The 26,940-nt window shown below is 71.8% G+C and carries 20 protein-coding genes and 1 tRNA gene; 6 read left to right on the top strand and 15 right to left on the bottom strand.

The window, feature by feature from the left end; genetic code table 11:
* Positions 1 to 11 precede the first annotated feature (11 nt).
* Positions 12 to 911, bottom strand: a complete 900-nt coding sequence (locus ACLBX9_RS04425) for an SGNH/GDSL hydrolase family protein (RefSeq protein ID WP_039894848.1) — start codon at positions 909 to 911, stop codon at positions 12 to 14.
* Positions 872 to 1,969, bottom strand: coding sequence for an OpgC family protein (locus tag ACLBX9_RS04430; protein ID WP_010687299.1), 1,098 nt, complete (start codon positions 1,967 to 1,969; stop codon positions 872 to 874). The genes ACLBX9_RS04425 and ACLBX9_RS04430 overlap by 40 nt, the downstream gene beginning before the upstream one ends.
* A gap of 169 nt (positions 1,970 to 2,138) precedes the next feature.
* Here ACLBX9_RS04430 and ACLBX9_RS04435 point away from each other — a divergent pair, with 169 nt between their 5' ends.
* A complete protein-coding gene (locus tag ACLBX9_RS04435; RefSeq protein WP_010687300.1) occupies positions 2,139 to 2,405 on the top strand; it encodes a hypothetical protein in 267 nt (88 codons plus the stop codon).
* Positions 2,406 to 2,448: 43 nt separating this feature from the next.
* Here ACLBX9_RS04435 and rfbA read toward each other — a convergent pair whose 3' ends face one another.
* The 4 genes from rfbA to rfbC all read right to left on the bottom strand — a co-directional run bounded on the left by rfbA (position 2,449) and on the right by rfbC (position 5,940).
* Positions 2,449 to 3,348, bottom strand: coding sequence for a glucose-1-phosphate thymidylyltransferase RfbA (gene rfbA, locus ACLBX9_RS04440; RefSeq protein ID WP_010687301.1), 900 nt, complete (start codon positions 3,346 to 3,348; stop codon positions 2,449 to 2,451).
* Complete coding sequence (gene rfbD, locus ACLBX9_RS04445) at positions 3,345 to 4,250, bottom strand: dTDP-4-dehydrorhamnose reductase (protein ID WP_447718042.1); 906 nt, start codon at positions 4,248 to 4,250, stop codon at positions 3,345 to 3,347. The genes rfbA and rfbD overlap by 4 nt, the downstream gene beginning before the upstream one ends.
* Positions 4,250 to 5,299, bottom strand: a complete 1,050-nt coding sequence (gene rfbB, locus ACLBX9_RS04450; RefSeq protein WP_447718043.1) for a dTDP-glucose 4,6-dehydratase — start codon at positions 5,297 to 5,299, stop codon at positions 4,250 to 4,252. Before rfbB ends, rfbD begins: the two co-directional genes overlap by 1 nt.
* An 89-nt stretch (positions 5,300 to 5,388) precedes the next feature.
* Positions 5,389 to 5,940: a dTDP-4-dehydrorhamnose 3,5-epimerase gene (gene rfbC / locus ACLBX9_RS04455; RefSeq protein ID WP_447718054.1), complete on the bottom strand. Its 552-nt coding sequence runs from the start codon at positions 5,938 to 5,940 to the stop codon at positions 5,389 to 5,391.
* 173 nt (positions 5,941 to 6,113) lie between these two features.
* On the opposite strand from rfbC, the gene ACLBX9_RS04460 reads away from it, so the two are divergent.
* Positions 6,114 to 7,025: a DUF6925 family protein gene (locus ACLBX9_RS04460; protein ID WP_447718044.1), complete on the top strand. Its 912-nt coding sequence runs from the start codon at positions 6,114 to 6,116 to the stop codon at positions 7,023 to 7,025.
* Positions 7,026 to 7,099: 74 nt separating this feature from the next.
* Here the strand turns inward: ACLBX9_RS04460 and ACLBX9_RS04465 are convergent, their stop codons facing one another.
* From ACLBX9_RS04465 to queE, 5 genes are all read right to left on the bottom strand, one after another.
* Positions 7,100 to 10,633, bottom strand: a complete 3,534-nt coding sequence (locus ACLBX9_RS04465) for a tubulin-like doman-containing protein (RefSeq protein ID WP_447718045.1) — start codon at positions 10,631 to 10,633, stop codon at positions 7,100 to 7,102.
* A 4-nt stretch (positions 10,634 to 10,637) separates the two neighbouring features.
* On the bottom strand, positions 10,638 to 11,000 hold the full coding sequence (locus ACLBX9_RS04470) for a hypothetical protein (protein WP_010687307.1): 363 nt from the start codon (positions 10,998 to 11,000) through the stop codon (positions 10,638 to 10,640).
* Between the two features lie 110 nt (positions 11,001 to 11,110).
* Positions 11,111 to 12,637 (bottom strand): hypothetical protein, encoded by a 1,527-nt coding sequence (locus ACLBX9_RS04475; protein ID WP_447718046.1) that lies wholly within the window; start codon positions 12,635 to 12,637, stop codon positions 11,111 to 11,113.
* The gene (locus tag ACLBX9_RS04480) at positions 12,634 to 14,022 is read right to left on the bottom strand and encodes a hypothetical protein (protein WP_447718047.1); all 1,389 of its coding nucleotides are present in this window, start codon (positions 14,020 to 14,022) and stop codon (positions 12,634 to 12,636) included. The genes ACLBX9_RS04475 and ACLBX9_RS04480 overlap by 4 nt, the downstream gene beginning before the upstream one ends.
* 103 nt (positions 14,023 to 14,125) lie before the next feature.
* The gene (queE, locus tag ACLBX9_RS04485) at positions 14,126 to 14,758 is read right to left on the bottom strand and encodes a 7-carboxy-7-deazaguanine synthase (protein WP_010687310.1); all 633 of its coding nucleotides are present in this window, start codon (positions 14,756 to 14,758) and stop codon (positions 14,126 to 14,128) included.
* Positions 14,759 to 15,014: 256 nt separating this feature from the next.
* On the opposite strand from queE, the gene ACLBX9_RS04490 reads away from it, so the two are divergent.
* The 4 genes from ACLBX9_RS04490 (at position 15,015) to ACLBX9_RS04505 (ending at position 19,390) form a co-directional block, all read left to right on the top strand.
* Complete coding sequence (locus ACLBX9_RS04490; protein WP_447718048.1) at positions 15,015 to 16,544, top strand: D-alanyl-D-alanine carboxypeptidase family protein; 1,530 nt, start codon at positions 15,015 to 15,017, stop codon at positions 16,542 to 16,544.
* Between the two features lie 62 nt (positions 16,545 to 16,606).
* A complete protein-coding gene (locus tag ACLBX9_RS04495) occupies positions 16,607 to 17,701 on the top strand; it encodes a CobW family GTP-binding protein (protein WP_447718049.1) in 1,095 nt (364 codons plus the stop codon).
* A 214-nt stretch (positions 17,702 to 17,915) separates the two neighbouring features.
* On the top strand, positions 17,916 to 18,614 hold the full coding sequence (locus ACLBX9_RS04500) for a GNAT family N-acetyltransferase (protein WP_244625696.1): 699 nt from the start codon (positions 17,916 to 17,918) through the stop codon (positions 18,612 to 18,614).
* Between the two features lie 62 nt (positions 18,615 to 18,676).
* Positions 18,677 to 19,390, top strand: coding sequence for an endonuclease III domain-containing protein (locus tag ACLBX9_RS04505; protein WP_447718050.1), 714 nt, complete (start codon positions 18,677 to 18,679; stop codon positions 19,388 to 19,390).
* An 8-nt stretch (positions 19,391 to 19,398) separates the two neighbouring features.
* On the opposite strand, the gene ACLBX9_RS04510 is transcribed toward ACLBX9_RS04505, so the two are convergent.
* The 4 genes from ACLBX9_RS04510 to ACLBX9_RS04525 all read right to left on the bottom strand — a co-directional run bounded on the left by ACLBX9_RS04510 (position 19,399) and on the right by ACLBX9_RS04525 (position 26,780).
* Positions 19,399 to 19,716, bottom strand: a complete 318-nt coding sequence (locus ACLBX9_RS04510; RefSeq protein WP_010687315.1) for an HPr family phosphocarrier protein — start codon at positions 19,714 to 19,716, stop codon at positions 19,399 to 19,401.
* Between the two features lie 337 nt (positions 19,717 to 20,053).
* Positions 20,054 to 24,403 carry a translocation/assembly module TamB domain-containing protein gene (locus tag ACLBX9_RS04515; RefSeq protein ID WP_447718051.1) on the bottom strand — a complete coding sequence of 1,450 codons (4,350 nt, stop codon included), beginning with the start codon at positions 24,401 to 24,403 and terminating at the stop codon, positions 20,054 to 20,056.
* A complete protein-coding gene (locus tag ACLBX9_RS04520; RefSeq protein ID WP_447718052.1) occupies positions 24,404 to 26,371 on the bottom strand; it encodes an autotransporter assembly complex protein TamA in 1,968 nt (655 codons plus the stop codon).
* Between the two features lie 332 nt (positions 26,372 to 26,703).
* Positions 26,704 to 26,780, bottom strand: a tRNA-Met gene (locus ACLBX9_RS04525).
* Positions 26,781 to 26,940 lie beyond the last annotated feature (160 nt).

The following is a 26,940-nucleotide window of genomic DNA, read 5'->3' on the forward strand; positions in this document are numbered from 1 at the left end:
GGTTGTCGGATCTAACCCGGTGCGCGTTGCGACCCGGTTAAGGGCGGTGCGGCGGGATCGGCCGTCGGTTCCCGCGGCGTCTCCGTGCGCGTCAGCGAGGTGGCGATCGTCAGGGCCACGTGCTCGGCCATGCAGCGCAGGCCGAGATCGTTGAGCCGGAACTGTCGCCCGAGCATGTGCCCCTCGCCCCGGTCGCTGCGGCTCGACAGGTAGTGGAGCGCCTCGTACCGACGCACCAGCGGCACCTGCTGCCGGGTGGCGACGACCCGGACCGCATCGACGATGCGGTTGTAATCCGCATCCGCCGCCATGCTGGCGGTGTAGATCGGGTCGACCAGAACCACGTCGATCCCGTGCGAGCGGATCCAGGCGACCGCCTCGCTGAGGGCGCTCTCGAAGGCCTCGGCGTCGACGCGGGCGATGGCGTCGTGAGTTCCGACCTGCCACACGACCAGATCGGGCTCCGCCTCGGCCACCATGGTGCGCAGGCGCTCCGCGGAGCCCGAGGCGATCTCGCCCGGCAAGCCGCGGTGGTCGATCACCACGTCGACCTTCGGAAGCGCGCGTTCCAGCGCGGCCTCCAGCTTGGCGGGGTAGGAGGCCGAGGCGCCCGGGGCCGCACTGCCGCCGATCGCCAGCAGCTTGATCGGCCGGTTCTCGGCGAGCGCGGCCTTGACGGCGCCGAGCTTGGCCACCGTGTAGAGCTGCGCGCCCGGGACGCGGCATTCCTGCGACAGGCCCGGTTCGGCCGCCGCGGGATCGGCGGCCTGCTCCGCGGCCGCGGGGAGGACGAGGCCGACGGCGATCGAGGCCGCGAGCACCCGCCGGAGGGCCGCGGCGGCGCGCAGCGGTGCAGGCCGGCGCCCGGAGATCACGTGCGGGGTCTCGAGGACCTGCTGCGGGTGCGCCATTCGACGAACCATGCGGTAAACCCGAGCCCGACGAGGCCCGAGCCGGCGACCAGCATATCAATCAGCAAGCCGCCGCCGGTCTGGAAACGCACGAGCTGCCCGATCAGACTCAGAATCGAGCCCATCGAGAAAACAGCCAGGGAATTCCGGCCCAGCTGACTCAGGTAACCGACGATGCGGCCAATTCTGGGGGCCAGCAATGCGTAAACAGGTGCAAACGCTAACAATACCCCCAGAAAATGCAGCAGGCGCGCCGGTGTCAGATAGGTCTTCTCGAAGGTGAACAGCAGGCGCGGCTCCGGGACGACCATCGGGTCCGGCCGGATCTCCGTCACGGCGAGCACGATCCCCAGGACGACGATGGCGATGCCGGCCGGAAACAGCCTGCGCGACCAGCGGCGCAGGGCGTCGGAGCGCAGATTCCAGCCCTGGAGCACGAAGCCCAGCACCAGGAGCACCTGCCAGCAGAGCGGGTCGAAGAACCAGTCCCCCTCCCCCGGCCAGGACGGCACGTTCCACTCGAACACGAGGCTCGCGAGGTAGATGCTCCCCGACAGGCCCAGGGCCGCGAGCAGGCTGAAGCGCCCGACCAGCACGAAGAGCGGCGCGACGCCGATCAGCAGCACGTAGAGCGGCAGGATGTTGAAGTAGCCGAGCTGGTAGGTCAGCAGCGCCATGCCGCACACGGACTGGATCGGGTCCGCGAAGAAGCCGCCGGCATTGTGCCATTCGAGGATCAGGGGGTTGTCGAGCAGCAGCGCCGCGCCCGCGATGAGCGCCAGCGCCAGCAGCATCACGGTGAGCTGGGCCCGGTAGACCTCGACCGTGCGGGCCAGGAGCCGCACCACGCTGCGGCCGGGCGGCTCCGGGCGGCCGTCGCGTCCGCGCGTGGCGATGCCGATCGACCACCCTGCCAGGAACACGAACAGCTCGGCCGCGTCCGAGATGCCGTACTGCGAGAAGGTGTAGCGCTCGAAGGTGTTGCCCGGGATATGGTTGATGAAGATCGTGATCAGGGCGAAGCCGCGCCAGAAGTCGATCGCGTTGGGGTCCCGCATCGTCGCGGCGGCTCCGAGTTTCGACGCTTCAGAGGGTCGGCGGCAGGGTCGCGGCTCCTGATACGGTGCCGCGTCGGCTCTGCAAAGGCGAACAAAGGTGGGAATCGCGCGGCCGGTCGAACCGGATGGTCACACCCGCGTTAGGCCCCGTCACCGGAGTTCCAGACAGATGACCCGTCCGCTCCCCACCCTCGGCCTCGCCCTCCTCCTGCCGATCTTGGCAGCCGGCGCCGCCCTCGCGCAGTCTCAGACCGGCACCGGCGGCGGCCCCGCCTCCACGGCGACCGCGCCGAACACCTCCTCGGTCGGCCGCGTCATGCCGCCGAGCCGCGGCGCGGGCGACGCCACGCCGGACGACCGGCGCGACCGCACCCCGCGGGAGGCGGAGAACGACAAGATCATGCGCGGGATCTGCGTCGGCTGCAGCCCGAAGTAGCGTTATACGGCCGCCCGCTCCGGCCGCGGCCGGGAGCGTCGGGCTACTTGCCCCGGCGTAGGCGCAGGTCGTCCTCGCTCTCGCGGGAGAGCCGCAGCAGGTTCTGGCCGTAGGCGGTCTTGGCGAACATCTCGCCTCGGGCCACCAGCTGGTCGCGGCTGATGAAGCCCTGGAGGTAGGCGATCTCCTCGAGGCAGGCCACCTGCAGGCCCTGCCGATGCTGGAGGGTGCGGACGAACTCGCTCGCCTCCAGCAGGCTGTCGTGGGTCCCGGTGTCGAGCCACGCGTAGCCGCGGGACATGCGCTCGACGTGAAGCTGCCCGCGCTGCAGGTAGGCCTCGTTGACGCTGGTGATCTCCAGCTCGCCCCGGGCCGAGGGCTTCACGTCGGCGGCGATGTCGAGCACCTGATTGTCGTAGAAGTACAGTCCGGTCACCGCCCAGGTCGATTCCGGGTTCTGCGGCTTCTCGACGATCTTGGTCGGCCGGCCGGACTTGTCGAGGTTGACCACGCCGTAGGCCTGCGGGTTGTCGACGTGGTAGGCGAACACCGTGGCGCCCTGCCGGCGCGCCGCGGCGCGTTCCAGCAACTCGCCCATGCCGGCGCCGAAGAACAGGTTGTCGCCGAGGATCAGCGCCACGTCGTCGTCGCCCACGAAGGGGCGCCCGATGATGAAGGCCTGGGCGAGGCCCTCCGGCCGCGGCTGCAGCGCGTAGGAGAACCGCAGGCCGAACTGCTCCCCGGTGCCGAACAGGCGCTTGTAGTTGTCGAGGTGCTCCGGCGAGGAGATGATCAGGATCTCGCGGATGCCGGCCAGCATCAGCACCGAGACCGGGTAATAGATCATCGGCTTGTCGTAGACCGGCAGGAGCTGCTTGTTGATCGACAGCGTGGCCGGATGCAGACGCGTGCCGGAGCCGCCGGCCAGGACGATGCCCTTCATCGTGTGGGAACTCCCTCTGCGACCGGCCCGACGAGCCGGTCCAGGATATCGTCGAGCGCCGCCTGCCAGGGCCGCGGCGCGATGCCGTAGGCGGCCTTCAGGCTGTCGGTGGACAGGCGCGAATTGGCCGGCCGCTTGGCCGGCGTCGGATAGGCGGACGTCGGGATGCCCTTGACCGGGACGGAGCGGCCGCCGCGGCGGGCGGACCCCGCCACGATCGCTTCGGCGAAGCCGCGCCACGTGGTGTCGCCCGCGTTGACGCAGTGGAACGTCCCGGTGGGGGCGGCGGCGTCCGCGGCCACGCGCTGCGCGATCACCGCCAGGGCGGCGGCGAGGTCGGCCGCGGAGGTCGGACAGCCGTGCTGGTCGTCGACGACGGTCAGCGCGTCGCGTTCGCCGGCGAGGCGCAGCATCGTCTTGACGAAGTTGCCCCGGTGCGGGCTCACCACCCAGGCCGTCCGGACGATGGCGTGGCGCGGGTTGCCGGTGCGGACCGCCAGCTCGCCCGCGGCCTTGCTGGCCCCGTAGACGCTCTGCGGGTCAATCGACTCGTCGGGCGCGTAGGCGCCGGACGGCTTTGTGCCGGCGAACACGTAGTCGGTCGAGACGTGCACCAGCGGGATCGCCTTCGCCGCGGTGGCGGCCGCCAGGATCGCGGGCGCAAGGGCGTTGAGGCGCCACGCCGCGACAACATCGGATTCGGCCTTGTCGACCGCCGTGTAGGCGGCGGTGTTGATCACCGCCCGGTAGTCGCGCGCGGCGAGCGCCGCTCCGACCGCATCCGCGTCGGTGATGTCGAGATCGCCGCGCCCCGGTGCATGGACGGTGACGCCCGTTGGCCAGGCCAGCGCCTGCAGCTCGGTGCCGACCTGGCCGGCACCGCCGAGGACGAGGATGTCCATCAGCCGTTGAGCCCCAGCCGCTCGCCCTTGTACCGGCCCTCGCGGATCGGGCGCCACCAGCCCTCGTTCTCGAGGTACCACGCCACGGTCTCCTCAAGCGCCTGCTCGAAGGTCTTCTGCGGGCGCCAGCCGAGCTCGGCCTCGGCCTTGGTGCAATCGATGGCGTAGCGCCGGTCATGGCCCGGACGGTCGGCCACGAAGCTGATCAGCTGCTCGTGCGGCGCATTCTGCGGGCGCAGCCGGTCGAACGCCGCGCAGAGACCCTTCACCACTGCGAGGTTGTTGCGCACCGCGCGACCGCCGAGCAGGTAGGTCTGGCCCACGCGCCCGCGCTCCAGCACGGCGACCAGACCCTTGGCGTGGTCCTCCACGTGGATCCAGTCGCGCTCGTTCTGGCCGTCGCCGTAGACCGGCAGCTTCTTCCCCTCCAGGGCGTTCAGGATCATCAGCGGGATCAGCTTCTCGGGGAAGTGGCGCGGCCCGTAATTGTTGGAGCAGTTCGTCACCAGCACCGGCAGGCCGTAGGTCTCGTGCCACGCGCGGGCGAGGTGGTCGGAGGCCGCCTTCGAGGCCGAGTAGGGCGAGCGCGGATCGTAGCGGCTGTCCTCGGTGAAGAAGCCGCCCGGCGGCAGCGAGCCGTAGACCTCGTCGGTGGAGACGTGGAGGAACCGGAAGCCTTTCTTGTCCGCCTCCGGCAGGGCCTCGTAGTGGCCGCGGGCACCGTCCAGCATGGTCTGCGTGCCGATGACGTTGGTGCGCACGAAGGCGCCCGGATCGGTGATCGAGCGGTCGACGTGGCTCTCGGCGGCGAGATGCATCACCGCCTGCGGCCGGAACTCGGCGTAGGCCTTCTGCACGGCGTCGCGGTCGCAGATATCGGCCTCGACGAGGCGGTGGCGCGGGTTGTCCTGCAGCGAGGCCAGGGACACCGGGTTGGCCGCGTAGGTCAGCGCGTCGAGGGTGCAGACGTCGTGGCCGAGGTCGTGGACGAGGTGCAGCACCAGCGCCGAGCCGATGAAGCCGCAGCCTCCGGTCACCAGGATGCGCATGGCGATGTACCTCTTCGGACGGTCTGAAATGGGATGGCCGGGCAGCGTAAGACTGGCCGGCGTGACAAAATTGCGGCCGGACCGCCGGATCAGAAGACCTGACCGAGGTCAGCGAGGCGCGGCGCGCGCCGATCCTTGTCGGACAGGATCGCGGCCTCGCCGGAGACCGGCCACGGGATCCCGATGTCGGGATCGTTCCAGAACAGCGCGCGGTCGTGCTCGGGGCTGTAATAGGCATCGACCTTGTAGGCGACCATGACGTCGGGCGTGAGGGTGCAGAAGCCGTGGGCGAAGCCGTGCGGGATGTAGAGCTGCTCGCCCGTCTCGGCGTCGAGGGTCGCGGTCACGTACCGGCCGTAGGTCGGCGAGCCGCTGCGGATATCGACCGCGACGTCCAGGATCGCACCCTGCAGGACGCGGATCAGCTTGGCCTGGGCCCGCGGCGCGATCTGGAAATGCAGCCCGCGGACGGTGCCCTGCGGGGCCGAGAAGGACTGATTGTCCTGGATGAACGTGGCCCTGATGCCGGCCCGCTCCACGGCGTCGACGCGGAACGTCTCGGAGAACCATCCCCGCGCGTCGCCGAAGCGCTTCGGCACGATGCGCTTCACGTCCGGGATCTCAGTCTCGATGACGTCCATGCCAGCGCCCTTCCCGCAGATCCCGTCGCGAGCCCCCGCGGACGCGTCCGCGTCGGTCATGCCGGGCCGTGCGCCCGCCCCGCCGAACCCGACCTCGTGGATCGACCCGCGACTTCCGGTCATTCGCCGGCCGTGTCAAGGCGGGCTCCTCTACGGGTGTTCGCGGGGCGTCGATGACGGACGGAGCAAGGCGGTGCGCCGAGGCTCTCCTGCGCGCGCAGCTCGCCGATCCGGCCTGTACCTGGAGGCTCGGCGGGTACGGCGCTGCCGCCACCTTCGCGCGGGATCCCGAGGAGCCGGTTTACCGGCTGGACGGCGACGCCTTCGGGCTCGTCACGGCCCGCGGCGCGATCGTGCTGGCGGTGCCGCCGGGCCTGAGGCCCTTCGCCTACGAGACGGGCTTCGCCGACGGCTGGAGCCAGGCCGTGGCGCTGTGCCTGCCCGCCTCGGCCTGCGCCATGGGCGGGCGGGGCGTGCTGACGGAGCTGGGTCCGGACGATGCGGCGGCGCGACCGCAGGATCGCGGGGCGCTCCTGTTCGATCTGGGCCTCGGCCTCGAAGCGGCGGATGCCTGCCTGCGCGTCTCGGACCGGGCTCTGATCGACCGCCTGCGGGCCGGGCTCGGCCGGCCGGTCCTTGGCCCCGACCATCCGGCCGGACCTGTGCGCGCCGCGGAGGCGGCGCATCGGATCTTCGTCACGCGCCTCGGTCGGATCGAGGTCTTCGCGCCGGGCGCGTCCCAAACCGGAAGCGCCCACGGGCCGCGCAGCCACATCCTGCCGGACCTGCTGACCCTCCGGCGGACGCACGCGGCGACCGCGCCGATCCCGCGCGGCTGGGTGCCGTGCGGGGCTTTGCATCCCGCACATCCGGTCCGGGACCGATCCGGCCGTGCCGTTCCGTTCGATGCGGCCCGTCACGCGGCCTTCGGACACATCCTCGACGCGTGGGGCGACCCGGCGCTCGTCGCCCTGCGACGCGCGGTGCTCGCCGGCGTCGATCCCGATCCGGCGACGGTCGACGGCCGTTACGCGCGCCTGGCCATGCGGGCGGCGCGCGCCCAGGTCTCGGCCCGCGATCCGTGAAGCCGCCGCTCGCGCATGGGAGAACTGCGCCCGCATCGGTCGGGGGCCGCCACACGCTTTGGGCGCGTTGGCCCTCATGAGCCCGGCGGTCCCGGTGCGAGCAGCGAGTCCAGGTCCGGATGGGCGCCGGCCGGCATCCAGGCACCGCCCAGCGGGTAAATCTGCGTGTCCGCGTGCAGGGTCCCGGCCCGGGCCATGGCGACGAGTTCGGTGATCGGGAACGGCCCCTCGAGCGCGTCGCGATAGACGTAGACCTGTGCGGCGGGTGCCTGCGGAGGCTCGGGCGTCGCGGGACTGGCCAGGCCCAGCAGCGTCTCCGTGACGAACATGACGGGATCGACGGATCGTTTGTCCAAGGCCCGCAAGGTGGGCGGGTCGGCCGGATCGCGGTTCGCATCCTCGGGTGGAACGTCGTCGAGGCTGCAAGGGATCGAGCGGGTCCAGTCCTCGATCCGGGCGAGAAGGATGTCGTGCAGCGCGTCCGCATCAACCGGGAGCCGGCCTGCCTCCGGAACCGCGCGGCGCCAGCGCAGGGCCAAGTCCTGCGCCACCGCGTGACCGATCCCGCCGACCCGCGCCTCGGCGTCGTAATGGATCGTCTCCCGCCGGGGCGCGTAGGCGCGCTTGCCCGTCCAGGCGAAGAGAGCGGCCAGGGCGAGCGTCTGGACTGGTGACAGCTCCGCCTCCGCTGCGGCGAGCCGCGCCGCGATGGCGGCCTTCTGAGACGCATCGAACCCCTTGCGCCGGAGCGTGCGCTCCGAGCCGACGCTGCGCCAGTCGCCCGGCTCGAACTCGAAGCGCCAGAGACCCGTCTCGGGCGCGCGCACCAGCAGGTTCAGGCAGATTCCGCGCAGGAACAGCGACAGGGTCTCGCGCAGCGCCTCGACTTCCGCCGCGGTGGGCGCGACCGGATCGGGAAAGCGGAGATAGTCCTTGTGGTTGTGCAGCGGGATCGCGTCCAGGCGGTCGAGCTCCTGCGCATAGGCGTTGCGCCACTCGCGCCGGAGCGGGCCGAGCACGTCGAGGGGCACGCCCGACAGCTCGCAATAGCAGACGATGCGCCCCGGCTGGTCCGAGTCGAGGATGCTGATCGCGCCGGCCCCGAGCACCGGCGGCAAGCTCGCGCGGAGGATCGCGCCGAACTCGGCCTGGAAGGCCTGCGCGCCCTCGATGGCCAGGATCGTCTTGAACTGGTCCCCGCTCGGGCTGAAGGCGTCGAACCGTCCCTGGATCCAGGGCATGCAGCGCAGCAGCATCAGCGTGAGGATCTCGCGCTGCCGGTCGGTCGGCAACGCGCGCAGGGCGTCGAGGGCGGAGGGGATGCGGGCGCGGTGGGGCGCGAGCCGGCGGCGGGCCAGGGTGCGCACCGCGTCGAGCAACGCCTCGCGGCTCTCCTCCGCCCGCAGCAGCGCGAAGATGGCGCGGGAGCCGCCATAGGCCTGGAACGCCTCCCGCGCCCAGGCGAGCCGGTCCGCCAGCGGGACAGCCAGATCCGGCAGGTCGCCCGACGGCAGGACCAGGAAGGTGCCGCCCGAGGGCCGCTCGATCGCGTGGCGGATCTCGGCGAGGTCAAGCCGGAGGGCGCGCATCAGCCGGACGACGTCGTCGTGCCCCTGGTTCAGACGGCCGAGCAGGCCGTCGTGACGGGCGGAGCCGGTCTCCGGATCCCGACCGATGCGGGAGCCGAGCCGCGCCGAAGCCCGGCGCAGCAGCGCGGCGGCCTCGCGGGCGGCCAGCGACCGGATGCGGAGCACGCAGGCGCCGCGCAGGTCGTCCCGGGCCTGTTCCAGATAGCGCTCGGCGTCGCGCCGGTGCGAGACGATCAGGCCCGGCCGGACCTGCTCGAGCCGGCTGAGCGAGGCCGAGAAGTGCTCGGCGAGCATCGCGTCGGCGAGCCGCGCGTAGGTGTCCGCGGCGGCCGCCAGACGGGCCAGCGCCCCGCTGTCGCCCTCGATCAGGTCCTTCACCCCCTCGATCAGGGCGCGGGCATAGTCCAGGCCGCCGCGCTCCTGATCGTCCAGAACCCGGTAGAGCGCGGCGGCCAGCGTGCCGTCATCCGCGAGCCAGGCCGCCTCGAGCCTCGCCCGGACCTCCCGGATTTCCGCGCCGCGGGGGCCGTAGGGGGTGCCGGAGCCGGTGCGGCCGAGGATGTCGTCGCGCAGCCGCTCCGCTTCCCGGCGCAGGCTCGGAGCCCAGTCGCGGAAATTTTCCAGCTCCGTGCGGATCGCATCGACCGCGTCGTCGGCCGCCAGCGCCACCGCCTCCTGGATGGAGGAGCCGTCGGCCCGCTGCAGGAGCGCGTCGACCAGCTCGAACTCCGCGATCCCCGGCGGCGGCGGACGGAGCACCTTGGGAAACACCTCGTAGGCCGCGAAGCGCAGGGCGAGGCGGTCGGCGGCGAAGCGGTCGCGCTCCTCGATGGTGGGCACCCGGCGCTCGGCCCGGCCCCGGGCGAGGCCGAAGAAGGCGCCGACCATGTCGAGACCCGCCTGGGCGGCCGCGGCCTCGAATTCCAGGCTGCCCCGTGTGGCGAGCACCGCCTGGCCGAGCGCCGAGTAGGTCAGCGCGAAGAGGGCGGTGCGGCCGGCCTGCAGCGGGCTCGGCGGCGCCCATTTGCGCATCTTGTGCTGGGTCTGGTTGACCCCGATGGAGCGCTTGCGGCCCGCGAACGCGGAGTTGCCGAAATCCTCGAACAGGACGTCGGCCATCATGTCGTAGAGGTCGCTCACCGCATGCGTGTGCTGGTCGGCGAGGTTCCGGCTGTCGAACAGGTACACGTCGGTGAAGGGCCGCTCGACGTCCGGCGCCACGGCCTCGTGATCGCCCCAGCGCTCGACGTAGGGCGGCCGGGGATGGCCGCGCATGACGTATTCGAGTTCCGAGAGGGTCGCGACGCCGTTGGCGTAGACCCGGTCCCTGTTGGCTCCGACAAAGCCCGAGGGCAGGACCAGGAAGAGGTCGACGGCGTCGGGGCGCCGGGGTGTCTCCAGGGATGAGATCGCGTAGCCGGCGTCGATGACCGTCCCCGACCCGGTGCCGCCCGCGACCGAGGCCACCACGACGACGCGCAGCTCCGTGGCCGTGTCGAGGCCGAGCGCGCGCAGCTGCGCCGCGTTCGACATGTTGGCGAGAACGGCGGCGGCCTTGGCGGCGATGCGGCCCGTGAAGCTGCGCGCCACGTCGAAGAACAGCAGGCGCGCGATCGCGCGGATCTGGCCGGCGCCCTTGGAGGCGTCGATGCGCGCGAGATCCCGGTCGGGCAGCCATTCGTCGATGTGGGGGTAGCTCCGCCGTTCGGCCTGGTACCGGGCGAGGCTGACGGCCTTCTGCAGCGTCTCGCCCTCGCGGAACGCCACCTTGGCCGAGAGCGGGTCCGTGGCGGCGGCGCGCTGCGTCTCGCGCGCCTCGAGGGTGTCGGTGTCGAGATACAGGAAGGCGGCGGCGGGGAACTGGTCGAGGGCCTGGATCCGGGTTCCGTTCCAGTCGGCCTGCAGGATTCGGCGGCGCAGGCGCAGCAGAACCTCCATACCCGTGCCGCCGAGCGCCACGAAGACGGTCGGGCGAACCTTGAGCTGGGGCTCGGTGGCGGTCGCGCGCGGGTCGTCCATCGGCTCAGCGCCTGCGCTCGGGCGCGCGCAGGAAAAGCGCCAGGGCGATCGCGAACAGGATCACGCAGAGCGACAGGCCGGCGGTCAGTCCCGCCCAGGCCTGCCAGAGCCGCCCGACCGCGGCGCCCACCAGGATGAGGGCGGTGAGCATCAGGGCGGCGAACAGCATCCAGCTCGCGCCGTCCGCCGCGTCGAGGGTCGCCCTCCGATTGATCAGATGGATCCGGACGCCCTGGCGGACGAACAGGAAGATCACCGCGCAGGCCAGCAGGGCGCCGCCGCCGAGGAGCATCTCGGGCGTGGTCGCGGCGCGCTCCAGCTTGGCGAAGGGGGTCCCAGCCGCGGCCAACGTGTCCGTCCGCGGCATGTCCGTCCTCGGTGTTTCGCCCCGCGGCGGCGGAATCGTGAAATCCTGCCTGCCCGGCACCTGAACCCGGGTCGCGTCGAGGGGAACGCGGTGGCTGTGGAGAGGGGCGATCATGCGCCGGTCCCGGGCTCGTCGATGCGGGTCACCCGGGGCGCCCCCCACGGGCGCGCCCGCACGCGCCAGCGGCTGCCGTCGGGCGCGCGCAGCACCGCGGGCCGGAAAGGCCGCAGACTGACGCGCTTCGCGAAGCCGCCGATCGTCACCGTACAGGTGCGCGCGCGCCTGAACGCGGCGGCGCCGAGGCCGAGGGCGGCGGTCAGCGCGAGGGTGCCGCCCGAGGCCGCGGCGAGCGGCCAGGGCGGGAACGCGGTCTCGATCCGGACGGGCAGCCTGACGGTCGCCTCGGACACCCCGCGATAGTCGCCGAACAGGCCGGGCAGACCGTCCTGCGCCGCATCCGCGGCGCCCGGCCCCACGGGTTGTTCCGCGACGAGGAGGCGGCTCGCGAAGATCGGCCGCACGCGCTCCAGGAAGTCGGGATCGAGGGTGAGGTGCAGGTCGGAGAGCCGGAGCGTCAGGGTGCCGTCCACGTCGCGGCGGTTCGTCAGCAGCCCGGCGAACCCGGGCGGACGCGGGATCGGCGGCAGGGAGAGGGTCACGCCCAGCGGCGCGCTCCGGGCCTGCGGCGCCAGATCGGCCAGGGAAGCCGGCTCGACCGCCGCCCGCGCGATGTCCGTCCCCGTCTGTCCCTCGCTCCAGTCGAGGGCGAGCGCGGCCGTCGCGACCCGCTGCGGATAAAGACCGTTGGTCAGGTGCGCTGTGAAGCGCAGGACCGTCCCGCCCGCGGCGTCGGCGCCCCGCACCACCAGGACGCCGTCCTCCAGGCCCGCTTCGAGGCCGCCGCTGTCGAGGCGGTCGAAGCTCAGGGCCAGGGCTCCGCCCGGGACGGGCTTGAGCGTCACGGCCGGATGGCTGAACAGCGTCCGCAGCCCCGGGGCACCCAGGGCCGCCTCCAGCGCCCGTTCGCCGCCGGGCCCGTAGCCGATGCCGTACACGACGAAGCCGGCCTCGGAGAAGGTCCGGCCCGTGAGCGGCATCCGCACCGGATAGGCGACGATCCGGGGGATGGCCCGCGACGCGCGCAGGCTGGCGTAGAAGGCTGCCGTGTTGCGCTCCACCGCGGCGCTGTTGCCCGGCGCATTCTTGTTGTTCGTGACCATCCAGATCACGCCGTCGCGGCCCTGCAGGCCGATCCGGATCCCGCCGAGGAGCGCGCCGTTGAAGTCGGCATCCGCATAGGCCCGGCCGCCCGCCTTGCGCGGCAGGTCGATCGCCGCCACCGCGGCCCGGGCGCGATCGGCACTGTAGCGACCCTGATACAGGATGCGTGGCGAGGTGCGGCCCGGGACCTGACCGTCCTGATCGAAGGCCGCGATCACCACCGTGTCCGCCTGCGCGCCCGCCGCCGCGATCAGCGCCTCGACGAAGGGGCGGAACTGCGAGTCCCCGGCGGTCAGGAACGGTTCCATCCACCCGGAATCCTGGATCAGGAACAGGTGGCGTGCCGGCGTCTCCCCGCGGGCACTCCAACCCGGGAGGACGAGGAGCGCCAGAAAGGCCGCCCGCCAGCCCGTCACGCCGGTCGCAGCCGCAGGGCGTGGCAGCGGCTCCCCGAGCGGCTCCAGAGATACAGGGCGCCGTCGTGCAGGAGCGCACCCGCGTCGTCGAGGGCGGAGACCTCCAGGCTGACCGGCAGGCGGCGCAGGCCGGCCCCGTGCGCGTGGTGGAGCACTTGGCCGGTTGCCGGAGCACTCAGCGTCGCGCCCCGCAGGAATTCGCCGCGCGGACCCGGCAGCGTGACGGCCAGCAGGATCGTGTCGCGCGGCATCGCCAGCAGCGGAACGAGGAGGCTTCCCGCGTGGACGCCGAGGTTGAGCGCCTCGGTTTGCGCCTGCCACGGCACCGCGAAGCACGCATGCCCCGAGTAGGTGACGGTGCCGGCGGCGAGGTGCGGGCCGTCCAGGAGCCGCGGGACGGCGTCCGGGGACAGCGCGGCGGCGTGGTAGCGGCCGTCCGCCATGCCGAGCTGATGGTGCCTGTCGGCCCGATCGCGCCACGGCGCCTGCGCGAGGATGGGGCCAAAGCCCTTCGGCCAGGGGATGAAATCGACCGCGCCGTCGCCGGCCCGGCACGCGACGGAGCCGTCCGGGCCGGTCCAGGCCGCGTCGCCGAGGCGGTTCAACGAGGGGCCGGCGAGCGTGCCGCCGGGGGCCGGCCGGCCGGTATCGAACAGGTCGAGCGCCCCCGAACCCGCCGGGCTCCGGCACAGGATGAGCCGTCCGTCCCGCGCGGCCCAAGCGAGCAGGTCGGCCCCGCGCCAGCAGGGTGCCGACAGGAAGCGCAGACCTCGTTCGCGCCCCACGGCATGATCGAGGCGCGGGCCAAGCTGCGGCAGGGGTACGGAGATCAGCGCGTCGGGGATCGTGTAGGCCAGACCCCCGGGACCGGTGGCGAGGGCCGACCCCGCCGGGTTCGCCGGAAGGCGTCCGAGCGTGTCGAACGCGGTGCCGGTCCAGGCTTCCAGCGCGCCGAGATTGTCCTGGAACAGGTAGAGCCCGGTGGGCCGCCCGGCGCGGAGCAGCGTCGGCCTCCCGCTCGGGAGCGGCACCTCGACGACGCTATCGCGGTCGACATCGAGCTGAGCGGGATCCGGCGTGGGCGCCAGGGCGCCGAGACCTTCGCCAGTTGCCGGTGCGTGCGTGAACGCCGCCGGGAAGGGACGGGCGTGGCCATCCCGGCGGATGCCGAGAAGACCGATCCGGGCGTCCTCGGCTCCGATCCTGTGACCCGCAACCTCCACCCCGACAGGCTGGGCCTGCGCGAAGTGCCACCTCTGCTGGCCGCGGAGGTTGGTCAGGCGCGGGTCCGGATCGACCGGCCAGATCCCGTCAGATCCGGGACGGATGGGTTTGCCCGATCCGACGGTGTTCGATCTGACCTCGAAAGACTCGGTGAAGTTCAACGGCGCAGGCCCGAGGCAGAAATGCCTGAGGCAGCGTGGATGATTTCACGAAAGTTGGGAAGGCCGGCGACAGGTTGTCGACTCCCATCTTTCGGACATCCTGTCAGGGTATGCCGATCATCTTGTGGGTCTGCAGCGACAGGCGCCAGCGCGCATCGCGCCGGCAATAGGCGATCGCCGCCTGCGTACTGGCGCCCTGGTCCGGCCCGTCCATGGGCTGGAGGAAGCGGTGGCGGAAGTCGAGGCCGACGAACGCGCTCGGGTCCGCATCCGCCTGCGGATAGACCAGCTTCAGCTCGTCGCCGGTGATCTGCGCCAGCGCATTGCGCCCCTTCGGGCTCACGCAGATCCAGTCGATGCCGGGGGGCGCCGGCAACGTGCCATTGGTCTCGATGGCGATCTCGAAGCCTTGCGCGTGCACGGCCGCGATCAGCGGGGTGTCCAGTTGCAGGAGCGGCTCGCCGCCCGTGAACACCACGTAGCGGTTGTTCGGCCCCCCCGCCCAGGCCGCCGCGATGGCGTCGGCGAGGGCCGCCGCGTCGGCGAAGCGTCCGCCGCCCTCCCCGTCCATGCCCACGAAGTCCGTGTCGCAGAACCGGCAGGCGGCCGCGGCGCGATCCGCCTCGCGCCCGGACCAGAGGTTGCACCCGGCGAAGCGGCAGAACACGGCCGCGCGTCCCGCCTGGGCACCCTCGCCCTGCAGGGTATGGAAGATCTCCTTGACCGCGTAAGCCACTGTCGTCCCAGTCACCGTCGTCGCGACGCCCGGCCTGCACATAAGCTGTGGGCCGTCTGTGCACCACCGGCAACCGTGCCGCGCAGACCCGCCCTGGGGTCTCGCCTTGCTCTTGCCACGGTAGACTCGTTCATGCCGTGATACTGCTCGGCGACCGAACCCGGCCGCCCGGGTTGTGCCTCATGCCGGCCATTGGGCCGGACGACCGGCGCCTCGCGGTGCCGGCCCTGGCGATCCTCTGACGAGTCGGGCTCGAATGTCCTCTTCTCTCTACCGGCGCCTCACCGTCGGGCTTGCGGCGCTGACGGGTCTGTTCGGAACCACCCTGGTCGGTCTGGTCGCGGCGCAGGCCGTCACGGTGCCGATCCTCGTGGCCGACGTGGATTCGGGGAAGGTGATCTACTCGCAGGCGCCCACGGACCCGTGGTTCCCGGCCTCGATCACCAAGCTCATGACGACCTACGTCGCCCTCGACTTGGTGCGGCAGGGCAAGGTCTCGCTGGATTCGATGATCACCATCTCGGCCGCCGCCGCCGCGGAGCCGCCCTCGAAGATGGGTTTCAAGCCGGGGACGCAGCTGACCCTCGACAACGCCCTCAAGATCATCATGGTGAAGTCGGCGAACGACATCGCCTACGCGATCGGCGAGAATCTCGGCGGCTCGATCGACACGTTCGCCGCCCTGATGAACGAGACCGCGGTGCGGATCGGCATGCGCGACAGCCATTGGTACAACCCCAACGGCCTGCCCGATCCGCGTCAATGGACCTCCGCCCGGGACATGGCGGTGCTCGCCCGGGCGCTGATCCGCGACTTCCCGGATTCGCACGACCTGTTCTCGATCTCGGCCATCCAGTTCGGCCGCGCCGTCATGCCGAACCACAACGGCCTGCTCGGGCGCTATCCCGGCACCGACGGGATGAAGACCGGCTTCATCTGCTCCGGCGGCTTCAACGTGGTGGCGACCGCGACCCGCAACGGCCGCCGCATCGTCACGATCGTCATGGGCCAGCCGAGCCCGCGCGAGCGCGACGTGAAGGCCGCCGACCTGTTCGACTACGCCTTCGCCCAGGGCGCCGGCTGGACGAACCCGACCCTCGACGCCTTGCCGGCCTCCGCCCTGCCCCAGCCCCCGGACATGCGGCCCTTCGTGTGCGGCGGCAAGAAGCCTCCGGCGATCGAGGACGGGCCCGGCGCCCTGAGCGCGCCCGGTTCGGCGGCGCAGCTGGTCGGCGGCGCGGCGGCGAACTCGCCCGCGCTGGCGCTCGCCGCCTTCTCGAACCCGGCCCTGCGCGCCCGCAGCCTGCCGCCTCGGGCCCCGCTCCAGCCGATCGCCGTCTGGGTCGGCCGCAACCCGGCCGAGGGCCAGCAGATCCTCGACGCCCAGGAGGCCGAGCAGAAGGCTGCGGCCGCCAACACCAGGGCCGCGAAGCTCGAAGCCGCCAAGGCCAAGCGCTTGGCGGCGGTCGAGGCGGCCAAGCAGGCCCGCGAGGCGCGCGCGCAGGCCGCCAGGGACGCGGCCGCCACCAAGGCCGCCACCAAGACCGCCGCGAAGCCGGCCCCGAAGGTTGCCGCCAAACCCAGCCATCCGCTGCCCCGGACGGCGAGCGCCTACACGGCCGTCGAGAGCCCGTCGATGCCGGAAGCCAAGCCCGGCAAGGGCCTGACGAAGCCAGCCCCGAAGGCCGCGGCCCATAAGCCGGCCCCGGCCGGCACGGCGGCGAAGTCGGCGGCCAAGTCGGCGGCCAAGAAGCCCGCGGCCAAGAAGGCGGCGGCCGGCGAGTAGGTCCGCCGTTCGGGCGTCCCGGCCCGTTGCCGCGGACGCCCGCGGACCCCACCTCGGCGATCATGTCACAGACCACCGCGCCCGCCCCGGATCCCCGCCGCCCGGAGCCGATCCCGCTCACGGTGCTCACCGGCTTCCTCGGCGCCGGCAAGACCACGCTGCTGAACCGGCTGCTGCGGGACCCGGCGCTCTCCGACACGGTGGTGATCGTCAACGAGTTCGGCGCGATCGGCCTCGACCACCTGCTCATCGAGACCGTCGACGAGGACATGATCCTGCTCGGCGCCGGCTGCCTGTGCTGCACGGTGCGGGGTGACCTCATCGCCACCCTCGAGGACCTGCTGCGCAAGCGCGACAACGGCCGGATCCGGCCGTTCCGTCGCGTGGTGATCGAGACCACGGGCCTCGCTGACCCGGCGCCGATCCTGCACGCCCTGATCTACCATCCCTATCTCGTGCTGCGGTTCCGCCTCCAGGCGGTGGTGACGGTGGTGGACGCCGTCACGGGCGCCGACACCCTCGACGCCCACCCGGAGGCCCTGCGCCAGGCCGCGGTCGCCGACCGGATCGTGCTGACCAAGACCGATCTGGCGGGCGACACGTCGGGACTCCGCGCGCGGCTCACCGCCCTCAATCCGGCGGCCCCGATCGTCCTCCCGGATGCCACCGCAGAGACCCTGCTCGGCGGCCTCTTCGGCCTCGACGGCAAGGGAGCCGATGTCCGCGCATGGCTCGGCGACGCGGCCCTGGCGCACGACCACCGCCATGGCGCCGACGTGAACCGGCACGACGCGTCCATCGAGGCGGTCTGCCTGACGAGCGAGACCCCCGTGCCCCGCCCGTCGTTCGAGATGTTCATGGACCTGCTGCGGTCCGGCCACGGGCCGAAGCTGCTGCGGCTCAAGGGCATCGTGGCGCTCGCCGACGATCCAGGGCGCCCGATCGTCGTTCACGGCGTTCAGCACGTGTTCCACGCGCCGCTCACCCTGCCCGCCTGGCCCGATCCCGACCACACGTCCCGGCTCGTGCTGATCCTGCGGGATCTCGACCCGGCCTTCGTGCGCAAACTGTGGGACGCCTTTCTGGGGCGCCCGCGCGTCGATGCGCCGGACGCGGCCGCGCTCACCGACAATCCCCTCGCGATCCCGGGCTTCTGAGTAGGAGACCGGGCGGCATCATCCTTGAAACTCTCTTTCCGAACCGCGCCCCGGGCGCGCCGGATCGTCCTGAAACGGGACGGATCGTCGAGAGGCAAGACACGCGATGGTGCGACGCTTCACCGTGATACAGGGCGGCCTGTCCGGGATGCCGGCCGCGGCACCCGGTCCCGTCGCCGCGCCATCGAGATCGGAAGCGGCCAGCGTGTCCAAGATGTGGCGCGCCAACTTGCGCGCGCCCAGCGCTGTGGACGAAGAAGCGGTGCCGGCCTGGCGGGCCATGCTGGTCCGGAATGCCGTGGGTGATTCACTCCGCGATCCCGATCACCTGATGCCGCTGGCCCACCACCAACCCGCCGGACGCCGGGTCGCCATCGCTCTCGCCTGGGGCGGGCGCGCCGATCCCCGGCAGCCCGCCGAAGCCACAACCACGGCACTGGTCGAGGATACGACCGCTCTGGCGGTCGACCGCGCGCTGAAGGCACGGCTCGCCGGGCTGCGGCGGCCCATCCGCCTCGTGGGAGCCGTCGAGCCCCTGCGGGCCGCGGCGCCTTTCCGACCCCGCGTAGCGGTCGATCGCTCCGCGCGGCCGCGCTCGATCCCAACCGGGGCCTTCGTGGGAACCCGGCCGCACGGATGGAAGGCGCCCGCCGCCGAGATGCTCACGGTGACCGAGCCGGAGGCCGTGCGCGACGCCTTCGAGACCTTCCTGACACTCGAGGCCCGGACTGCTCACCGGCCGATCATTGCCGACCCGTCCGAGGCATCCCTGGTCCGCGCAGTCAGCCGCCTGTTCGGCCGCAGAAGTGCGCTTCGCGTCGCGTTCCTGCGCCGGGCCGGCGAAATCGTCTCTGGAACGCTCCGTCTCGGCGTCGGCAGGGCCTCCGTGCCCTGGCTGCGCGCTCGGGCCTGAGCGGTCAATCCGCCGCGCGCACGGCGTCTGTCGCCGATCCGTCCAAGCTCTAGCTGGCGCTCATGGCGCGCGACACCCTTCACGGCCTCCGCCCCGCTCAGCGTCGGACCACGGCGGACGAGACACCCCGGTCACCCGGGACGGGTGAGTCGGCGCATGTCGGGGCCGTGCTCGCGCGGCTGGCCGAGGCGAACCCGGACCCGAAGGCCGGGTTCGACCGGACGGATCCTTACCGGCTCCTCGTGACTGTGCTGCTCTCGGCGCAGTCGACCGGGCCGACGGTTTCCCGCATCGCCGATGCCCTGTTCAGTGCCGTGGAGGATCCGGCCGGGATGCTGGACTTGGGCGAGGCGCGGATCACCGAGATCATCCGGCCGGTCGGGCTCGGGCCGTCGAAGGCCCGTAACATCGTCAAACTGTCGGCGGCGCTGCTCTCCGAGTTCGGCGGCGCTGTCCCGCGCAGCGCCTCGGAGATGCGCCGCCTTCCGGGAATCGGCCGCAAGAGCGCCGAGGTCACGGCGAACTTCGCCTTCCACGAGCCCGTCATCGCCGTCGATACCCACGTGTTCCGGGTCTCGAACCGGATCCCGCTGGCACCGGGCGCCACCGTCGACAGCGTCGCCGACGGTCTCGCGCGGCTCGTGCCCGACCGCTTCAAGGACGGCGCGCATGTCTGGCTGTTCCGGCATGGCCGCGACACCTGTACCGCCCGGAAGCCAGCCTGCTCGCGCTGCCTCGTCCCCGACCTCTGCTCGTGGCCCGGAAAAGTGACCTAGGCGGCGCGCTATTCGTCCTCGCCGAAGCGGTTGGCGAGCAGTGCCTCGATCGCGTCGAGGCATTCTCCGGCATCCTCGCCAACGGCGGTGACGGCGATGCGGGTGCCCATGGCGGCGCCGAGCGTCAGCAGCCCCATGATCGAGCGCCCCCCCACCGTCTCGCCCGCGCGCGTCACCGCCACCGCGGCGTGGTAGCGTTCTACCGTCTGGACGAACTTCGCGGAGGCCCGTGCGTGCAGACCGCGCCGGTTGATGATCGGCAGCATGCGGAGCAGCCCGCCCTCCGGCACCGGAGGATCGTCGTCCGTCTCGAAAAGGTCGTCCATCGGGCGGCGTGTTTTCGTGGTTGGCGCAGAGCGGGTTGCGGTCCCACTTCACGCAGAGTGATCAGACTTAGCAGAGATGCACCGGCTTGCCAGGATTTCTTCCTCTGCTGTTCTTTCTCGGCTGGCGATAAAGATCCCCATCGACCAGCTCAGTCACTGACTGCGATCTCACTCAGGATCGGGTCGTCGGTAAGATCATCGCCCTTGCCGCCGAGCGGAACCTCGTGGTCGCCACACGTGATACGGGACGCTTCGAGGCGGCCGAACTGCCAACCATCAATCCCTGGACCAGGTGATTCTGAGGTGTCGTCGCAGCTTCGTCGGAACCCTCGTGCGCCTACCACTCGTACTCTGCCCCGACCCCCAGGCTGGTCCGCCCATCACTGCCGGCCTCGCCCTTGAGCTTGATCCGCCGGGTGACGTCGAAATCCACCCCGACCGCCGTGTCGGCGGGTTTGGCGCCGGCCTTCACGCCGACGCTGACGCGATCCGAGATGTAGCGCGAGGCGCCGAGCGCCGGGCCGCCGCTTGCCCCGGTCGACACGTCGAGGCTGTCGAGCCCGAGGCCCTTGCGCGCCTGCTCGAAGACGTCGGGCCCCGCTGCGCCGCCCGAGAGCTGTGCGACGGCCTGGGCGAGCTGCAAGGCCTGGAACGGCGAGAGACCGCCCGCGGCCTTCTTGAACAGCAGGCGCGACAGGATCTCGTCCTGGGGCAGCACCGGGTCGGAGGTCAGGGCAAATTGCGGCGCGTCCGCCGGGCCCATCACGGCGACGCGGGCTGTGACGTCCCCGGCCTTGGTCTCGGCGGCGAAGTCGAGTTCCGGCGTGGTCAGGCTCCCCGCGAAGGTCAGCTTGCCCCGGCTGAAATCGAGGCGCTGGCCCACGAGCTCGAGACGTCCCCGGCGCATGGCGAAGGCGCCGACAGCGTTCGGAGACGCGGAACTGCCGGTAACCCGGAGCGCCCCTCCCAGTTCGGCATCGATACCGCGCCCGCGCACAAAGATCCGGCTCGGCGCGTTCACGGCGACGTCGAGGGTGGCGTCGAACGGGACGGCCGGCTTTCCGGGCCGCCGCCCGGTCCGAGCCGACTTCGGACCGGCCCGCTGTGCCAACCGCACCCGCACCTCAGGCGGCGTGTTGACGTGGCGCACCCCCGGCAGGGGACGGACCGTGGCCGGCAGACGGTCCGGCACAGCGACGTCGATCGACACCACGTCGACCCGGCCGGTGATCCTCGGCGTCCGCACCAGCGGGCCCGCCAGGGTGAGGTCGGCGCTCGACACGGCGGTCATCAGCGGGCTCGAAACCAGCTCTGCCCGGTCGGCGGTGACATGGAAGCTGCCGGGGAAACCGGGCTCCAGGGCCACGCGCCCCGTGACCGCGACGCGTCCGCCGTTGCGGGTCGCCGCATTCAGGCGCTCAATCACGATCGTGTCGCCCCGGCCGGTCACCCGGCCCTCGATTCCGGTCAGGCGGATGCCGTTGAGCGGATCGGTGAAGCTGCCGCCGCTCAGCACGGCGGCGCCCTGCGCCCGCGGTGCCGCAAGGGTGCCGGTCACGCCGCCGTCGATGGCGACGCGTCCTGCGACGCTCTGCCCGCCCACGCTCAGCATCGAGTTGGCGAGCGACGCGTCGAGAGTGCCCCGGGCGCGGAGATCGAGCGGCCCGCCGGTCTCAACCGGCAGCGTGCCTGCGACGGCGAGGGCGATCCCCTGCCCGGCCGAAACGCGGCCGTCCAGGCTGGCCTGCCCGTCGGACAGCGTGCCCTTGGCGCTGGCATCCACGGGCGGCAGGCCTGCCTGCCGAGTTTGTGGCGCCACGAGTTTCGAGACGGTCAACGCGTAGCGGCCCTCTGGTCGCCCGGCCGGCCCGCGCAGATCCGCCTCACCGTCGAGGGATCCGGACAGGGCGAGATCGGGCATGGCGATCCGAGCCAGAGATAGGGGCAGCGCACGGATCCGGATCCGGAGGTCGAGGTCGCGGCCTGCGCGCCCGGCCATCGTGATCCGGCCGGCGCCCGCCGAAATCGCAAGCCCGTCGATCATCGCGCCGCCGTCACGGAGGATGACGGTGGCAGGTCCGTCGATGGCAAAGCGGTCGCCGCCCCGGGCGGCCGACAGACGCTGGATCTCGATGCGCGTCTCCTCAGCCGGGACGACCCGGACCGCGCCATCGAGGTTGAAGCCGCGGGCTTTGGCGGTCAGAGTCAGGTCGCTACCGCTCGGGCCGCCGGCGGCGGCGAGCCGGATCGTGTCGATCTGCTGGTCGGCGGCGAGCAGCCGGTCGGCATCCAAACGCCCGTCCAGAATCGGATGGGCCCGGAGGTCTCGGCCCTTCAGGTCCGCGTCGAGCCGGGTGAGCGCGTAGGCACCGTAGCGCAGGCCGGAGCCGGTGGCCCGGATCGCAGCATTCTGGCGCCCACCGTCCCGGGCGAGCAGCACGGTGGCGTCGAGGCGTCCGGCCACGGGTCGCGGTGACAGGGGTGCAACATCTTCAAGGTTGCCGGCGCGCACCGCGAGAGCGCCAGCGGAAAGCCATGTCGCCGCGGACACGGTGGCGTTGCCCGCCACCGCCACGGAGCCGAGATTGAGGTCGAGTCGGTCGAGCACCCAGTCGGCGCCCGTGCGCGCGACGTGGGCGCCGCCGGTCAGCGCCTTGCCGGCCACGTCGCCAGAGACTCGCAAGCTGCCGTCCGGCGCGAAGAGGGCGTCCGTCAGGGTCGCCTCGACGCGCAGGTCACGGATCGGCTTGCCGTCCGCCGTGGCAGCCGGCGCCGTCAGCGTCGCAGCGAGATCGGGGCGCTCCAGGGAGCCGGTGAGCCGGGCGTCGATCCCGGCACGTCCGGTGAGGCGGCTATCCAGATCCGCGAGGCTCTTGAGGTCCAAGCGGCCCGCGACGTCGGCCGCGGCCGAGGTCGCCTCGCCCTGGAGGGTCGCGGTGACGCCCGCGCCCTCGAGGCGCAGATGGTCGAAGCCGTAGCCGTCATAGGATTGCGAGACCCGTCCCTGAAGGGTGGGCGTACGCCCGAGGGTGCGGTCAGCGGCAGCGATCCCGGTGACGAGGCCGGCGGTCGAGACAGTGAGGTCGGCCGCCAGCGCCTTGCGGGCTGGATCGCCGCTGAGGCGCGCCCTGGCCTCAAGTCTTCCCGCGAGGCCGCTGCCCGCGACGCCTGAGAGCACCGCGAGGTCCGGCAGGGCCGCGTCGACCGTGCCGGTCAGCGTGTTCTGGCCGACACGGCCGGCGTAGCTTGCCCGCGCGGTCTCGGACTCGAGCCGCAGGGTGGCGACGTCGATGACCCCGTCCGGCCCGGACGCCGCCCGAAGAGTGAACTGCGCCCGGTTCCCGATGGCTCGGCGCAGGGCCGGATCGGCCAGGCGCAGGCCCTCGACCTTGCCGTCCGCCTGGATCGCGAAGCGCTGCGTTGCCGCGTCGCCCTTGGGTTGCACGCCGAGGCGCGCCTCGATGCGCTCCAGCGCCGAGTCGTGGCCGCGCAGTCCGGCCGCGTCGAGGCTGCCATGAATCTCCGGCGCCGTCAGCGGCCCCTTGAGGCTGCCGTCTAGGACGAGACTGCCGATCTCGGCTTCGCCAGCCCGCGTGATCGTGCCCTCGGTGGGCAGGGCTCGGGCCTGGAGGGTCAGGTCGGCGACCCGATCCTTGGTCAGGCTTCCGCCGGCCGTGAGCCGCGCCGTGCGGGATGTCAGCTCTAGCCTGTCGATCCGGAAGGCGCCGCTATCCGCGAAGGCGAGGCCGCCGTCGAGCTTGGTCGTGCCTGCAAAAATCGACGCGGCCGGTCCCGGCGCGAGGCCCTCGATACGCGCCGCGAGGTCGAGGGCGAGCCGCCGCTCCGCGCCGATGCGGGAAATCTTCGCGCCGCCTCTGGCGCCGATGTCGGACCCGGCGGTGAAGTCGAGCTTGGCGTTCCACGCGTCGAGGGAGCCCGCGCCGTCGAGATCGAAATTGATCGGCGGCGTTCCAGGGAGATTAGCCGCCTTCGAGAGAAGCCCGCCTTCGGGCTCGATCAAGCTGGCCTTCAACTCCAGACGATCGCCCGTCGGCACGTAAACGAGCGAGAGCAGGAAACGTCCCGCGGCGTCCAGGCGCTGTGCCCGCGCCTGGAGATCGAGCCCTTCGCTCGCCGCGCCGAGCTTGGCACGCCCCTCGGCCGAGAGGCGGGCGGGCTGCCCGGCCACTGGCTCCCCGAGAACCAGCTCGGCCAGCTTGAAGCCTTTTACCTCGACCTTCACGGGCAGGTCCGGCAGCAGCTTCCCGTCAGGCTTGGCCTCCGGCGGCGTCGGACTCGGGATTGGCCGGCGCAGCACCTCGATGCGGCCGATCTCCAGGCTGTCCACCTCCAGCCGCCCCGACAGCAGCGCGAGCCGGCGCCAGATGATCCGGGCCCGATCGAGCTTCAGCCAGACACCCTCCCGGTCGCTCACGGCAACGTCGCGGATCGTGGCATCGGATGACAGCGCCCCGTCGATGGCGCCGATTGCCACCCGGGACGAGGGCGTGGACAGCGCCCGCGACAGGAGCCCGCCCAGCACGGATTTGTCGCCCTCGTCGGCGCGGGTCGGGAGGGTTACGGACGAACCCAAGACCGCGAGGACGGTCACGAGCAGCGCGACGAGCCACGCGCATCTCCGGCGGCTCCAGCGCTGCGATCCGGTCGGCCGGCGTGAAACATCCATTCAGAACGCCTGCCCCAGGCTGAGATAGAGGACGGCCGGACGGACGTGGCCGCCCTTGTAGGGGTCGAGCGGGAAGGCGAGATCCGCGCGGATCGGGCCGATTCCGGTGTAGTAACGCAGGCCGATGCCCACCGATTTCCGGATCTTCTCGTCGAAATCAGGCACCGCGGAGGCGAAGGCGGTGCCCGCGTCGAAGAACGGCACCACGCCGATCGTGTCGGTGACCTTGATCCGGGCCTCCAAGGACGCCTCCAGCAGGCTGCGGCCGCCGATCGGCAGATTGAACGGGCCGATGGGTCCGAGCGTCCGGTACGGATAGCCGCGCACCGAGCCGCCGCCGCCGGCGAAGAACCGGAAATTGTCCGGGATGTCGCCCAGCGGCGCGCCGGAGACCGAGCCGAAGCCGACCCGGCCCGCCAGGATGTACCGGGCTTCCTCGTCCAGCGCGTAGTAGGTGGAGCCCTGCGCCTTGGCGACAACGATCCCGGGCGACGAGATCGCGCCCGGATAGACGGCGAGCGAGGCGATCGCCCGCACGCCGCGCGTTGGATCGAGGAGGCTGTCGGTGGAGTCGTAGGTCACCGAGGCCGGCACGCCGATCAGCCGGTAGTTCACCGTGCCGAGCGCATCCTTCGAGCGGCCGATCTGGGCGTCGAGGCCGATCTGCGCCGAGAACGTGTCGGAGAACCGGTGTCGGATCGCCGCCGATACGCCGCCGCCATCCACGAGGTAGCTTTGCTGCACCTCCCGGGTGACGAAGGCGTTGGCCAGAAGGTCGTTCCGGCTGCCCCACAGAGCCGGCTGGACGTAGGTCGCCGACAGGCGCCCCCCGAGACCGTTGGTGCCGATTCCTGCGATCTTGCGCTGTGTGGCGAACGGATCGTTGCCAAGGCCGAGATAGTAGAGATCGGCGTCGATCCGGAAGGTCTCGCCGCCCCCAAACACGTTCCGGTTGGCGTAGTAGGCTCGCACTCCCGGGCCGTCGACTGTGGAGTAGCGCGCCGAGATGCCCACGAGGTTGCGCTCGCGCTCGGTGACTTCGACGAACAGCGGCAGGTTGCCTTCGGCGTCGAGCGCCGTGCCTTCCCGGACCCGCACGCCGCCGATCCCCTCGATCCGCGCCACTGACCGCCGGATCGCCGCTAGCGCCTGCGGCGAATACGGATCGCCGGGCTCGGCGTAGATGAAAGAGCGGATCGTGGCCGGGTCGATCCCCGGCGCGCCACTCACCGCCACCGGGCCTAGACCGGCGACCGGCCCGGGCTCGATGGTAAAGGTCACATCCATCGCGTGCGCGGCGTCGTCGACCACCGGGTCCCGGGCGACCGCCTTGGCGAAGGGATGGCCCTGAGCGCGGAAGTGGTCGACGATCTGCGCCTCGCGGGCCAGGACCGTCGCGGAACGGGCCGCGGTGTCGTCGTCCACGCGCGTCACGCGCGGCGGCAGGACCGAATTCGGGAAGGGACGTCCAGCAGGGTCGCGGACAGTGATCCGCCGCAGCCGATAGCGCGGCCCGAGATCAACCGCGATCCGTATCGGGACGAGGCCGCGATTGCGCCAGCCCTCCGCGGCCCTGACGGCTTCTGCCGCCCGGCCTGTCGCGGGCGTGCCATCGATCCGCACGCCGACGGTGCCCTGATAAAACCCGTAGCCTGACAGCACGTCGGCGAGTTTGGCCAGATCGGTCTCGGCCCGACGCAGGAGCCCTTCACCGTCTGGCGGCGGTTCCTGCCGTAGGCGATAGAGGCTTGACGCATCCTGCAGGGCGCGGAGCACGTCTTCGTTGTCGGTCCCGGTGATCCGCAACGTGTAGGGCAGTGCGTTCGGGCTGGGGACCGGCGGCTCCGGCTCGCCGCTGAAGAGACCGAACAGATCGAATGCACGGGCCGGACTCGGAAAGCCGGCCAGGATCGGGAGCGCGGCTGCCGCGGCGAGCACCAACCGCGGGACCGCGCGACGCGCGCCCACGACCGGGTTCTGGTACGTTGAGGACGGAACCCGCAAGCCGCGGTCTTCAGTCCCGCTCGGCGGCGAAAGCGCCGCTCGTTCCGTATACCATCGCTGCTCCCCCCGCTGCCGCGCGATGCGGCGTACCCCAACCTATCTTAAGGCCGGGTGCCTTCCAGGCCAACATCGAGGTGGCTCTGGCCTGGAATTGTTCGTGGAAGGCAGGCGAATGGGCTCGGGCTTGTCCCCTCCCCTGCCAGGAGCGGATATCGAATTGGTTGAGCTTGACAGCGTTGGCGCACGAAAAAGCCCGCCGCGCTTGTGGGCGCGGCGGGCTTCGTTCGAGATTGTTTTGGTTGCGGGGACAGGATTTGAACCTGTGACCTTCAGGTTATGAGCCTGACGAGCTACCGGGCTGCTCCACCCCGCGCCAAGTGTGTACGGCTTGTCCCGCCGGGCGTGCGGCCTGTGTGAGGCTGCGGCGGGGGCCGGATCGGTGGTCGTGTCGAGGGAACGGCGCGGGCTCGTGCGAGCATGCGCTTTCGATTGCGATGGGCAGGCCTGGCGGCGACCGACTCTCCCGTGTCTTG

Source organism: Methylobacterium sp. A49B (genome assembly GCF_053346215.1).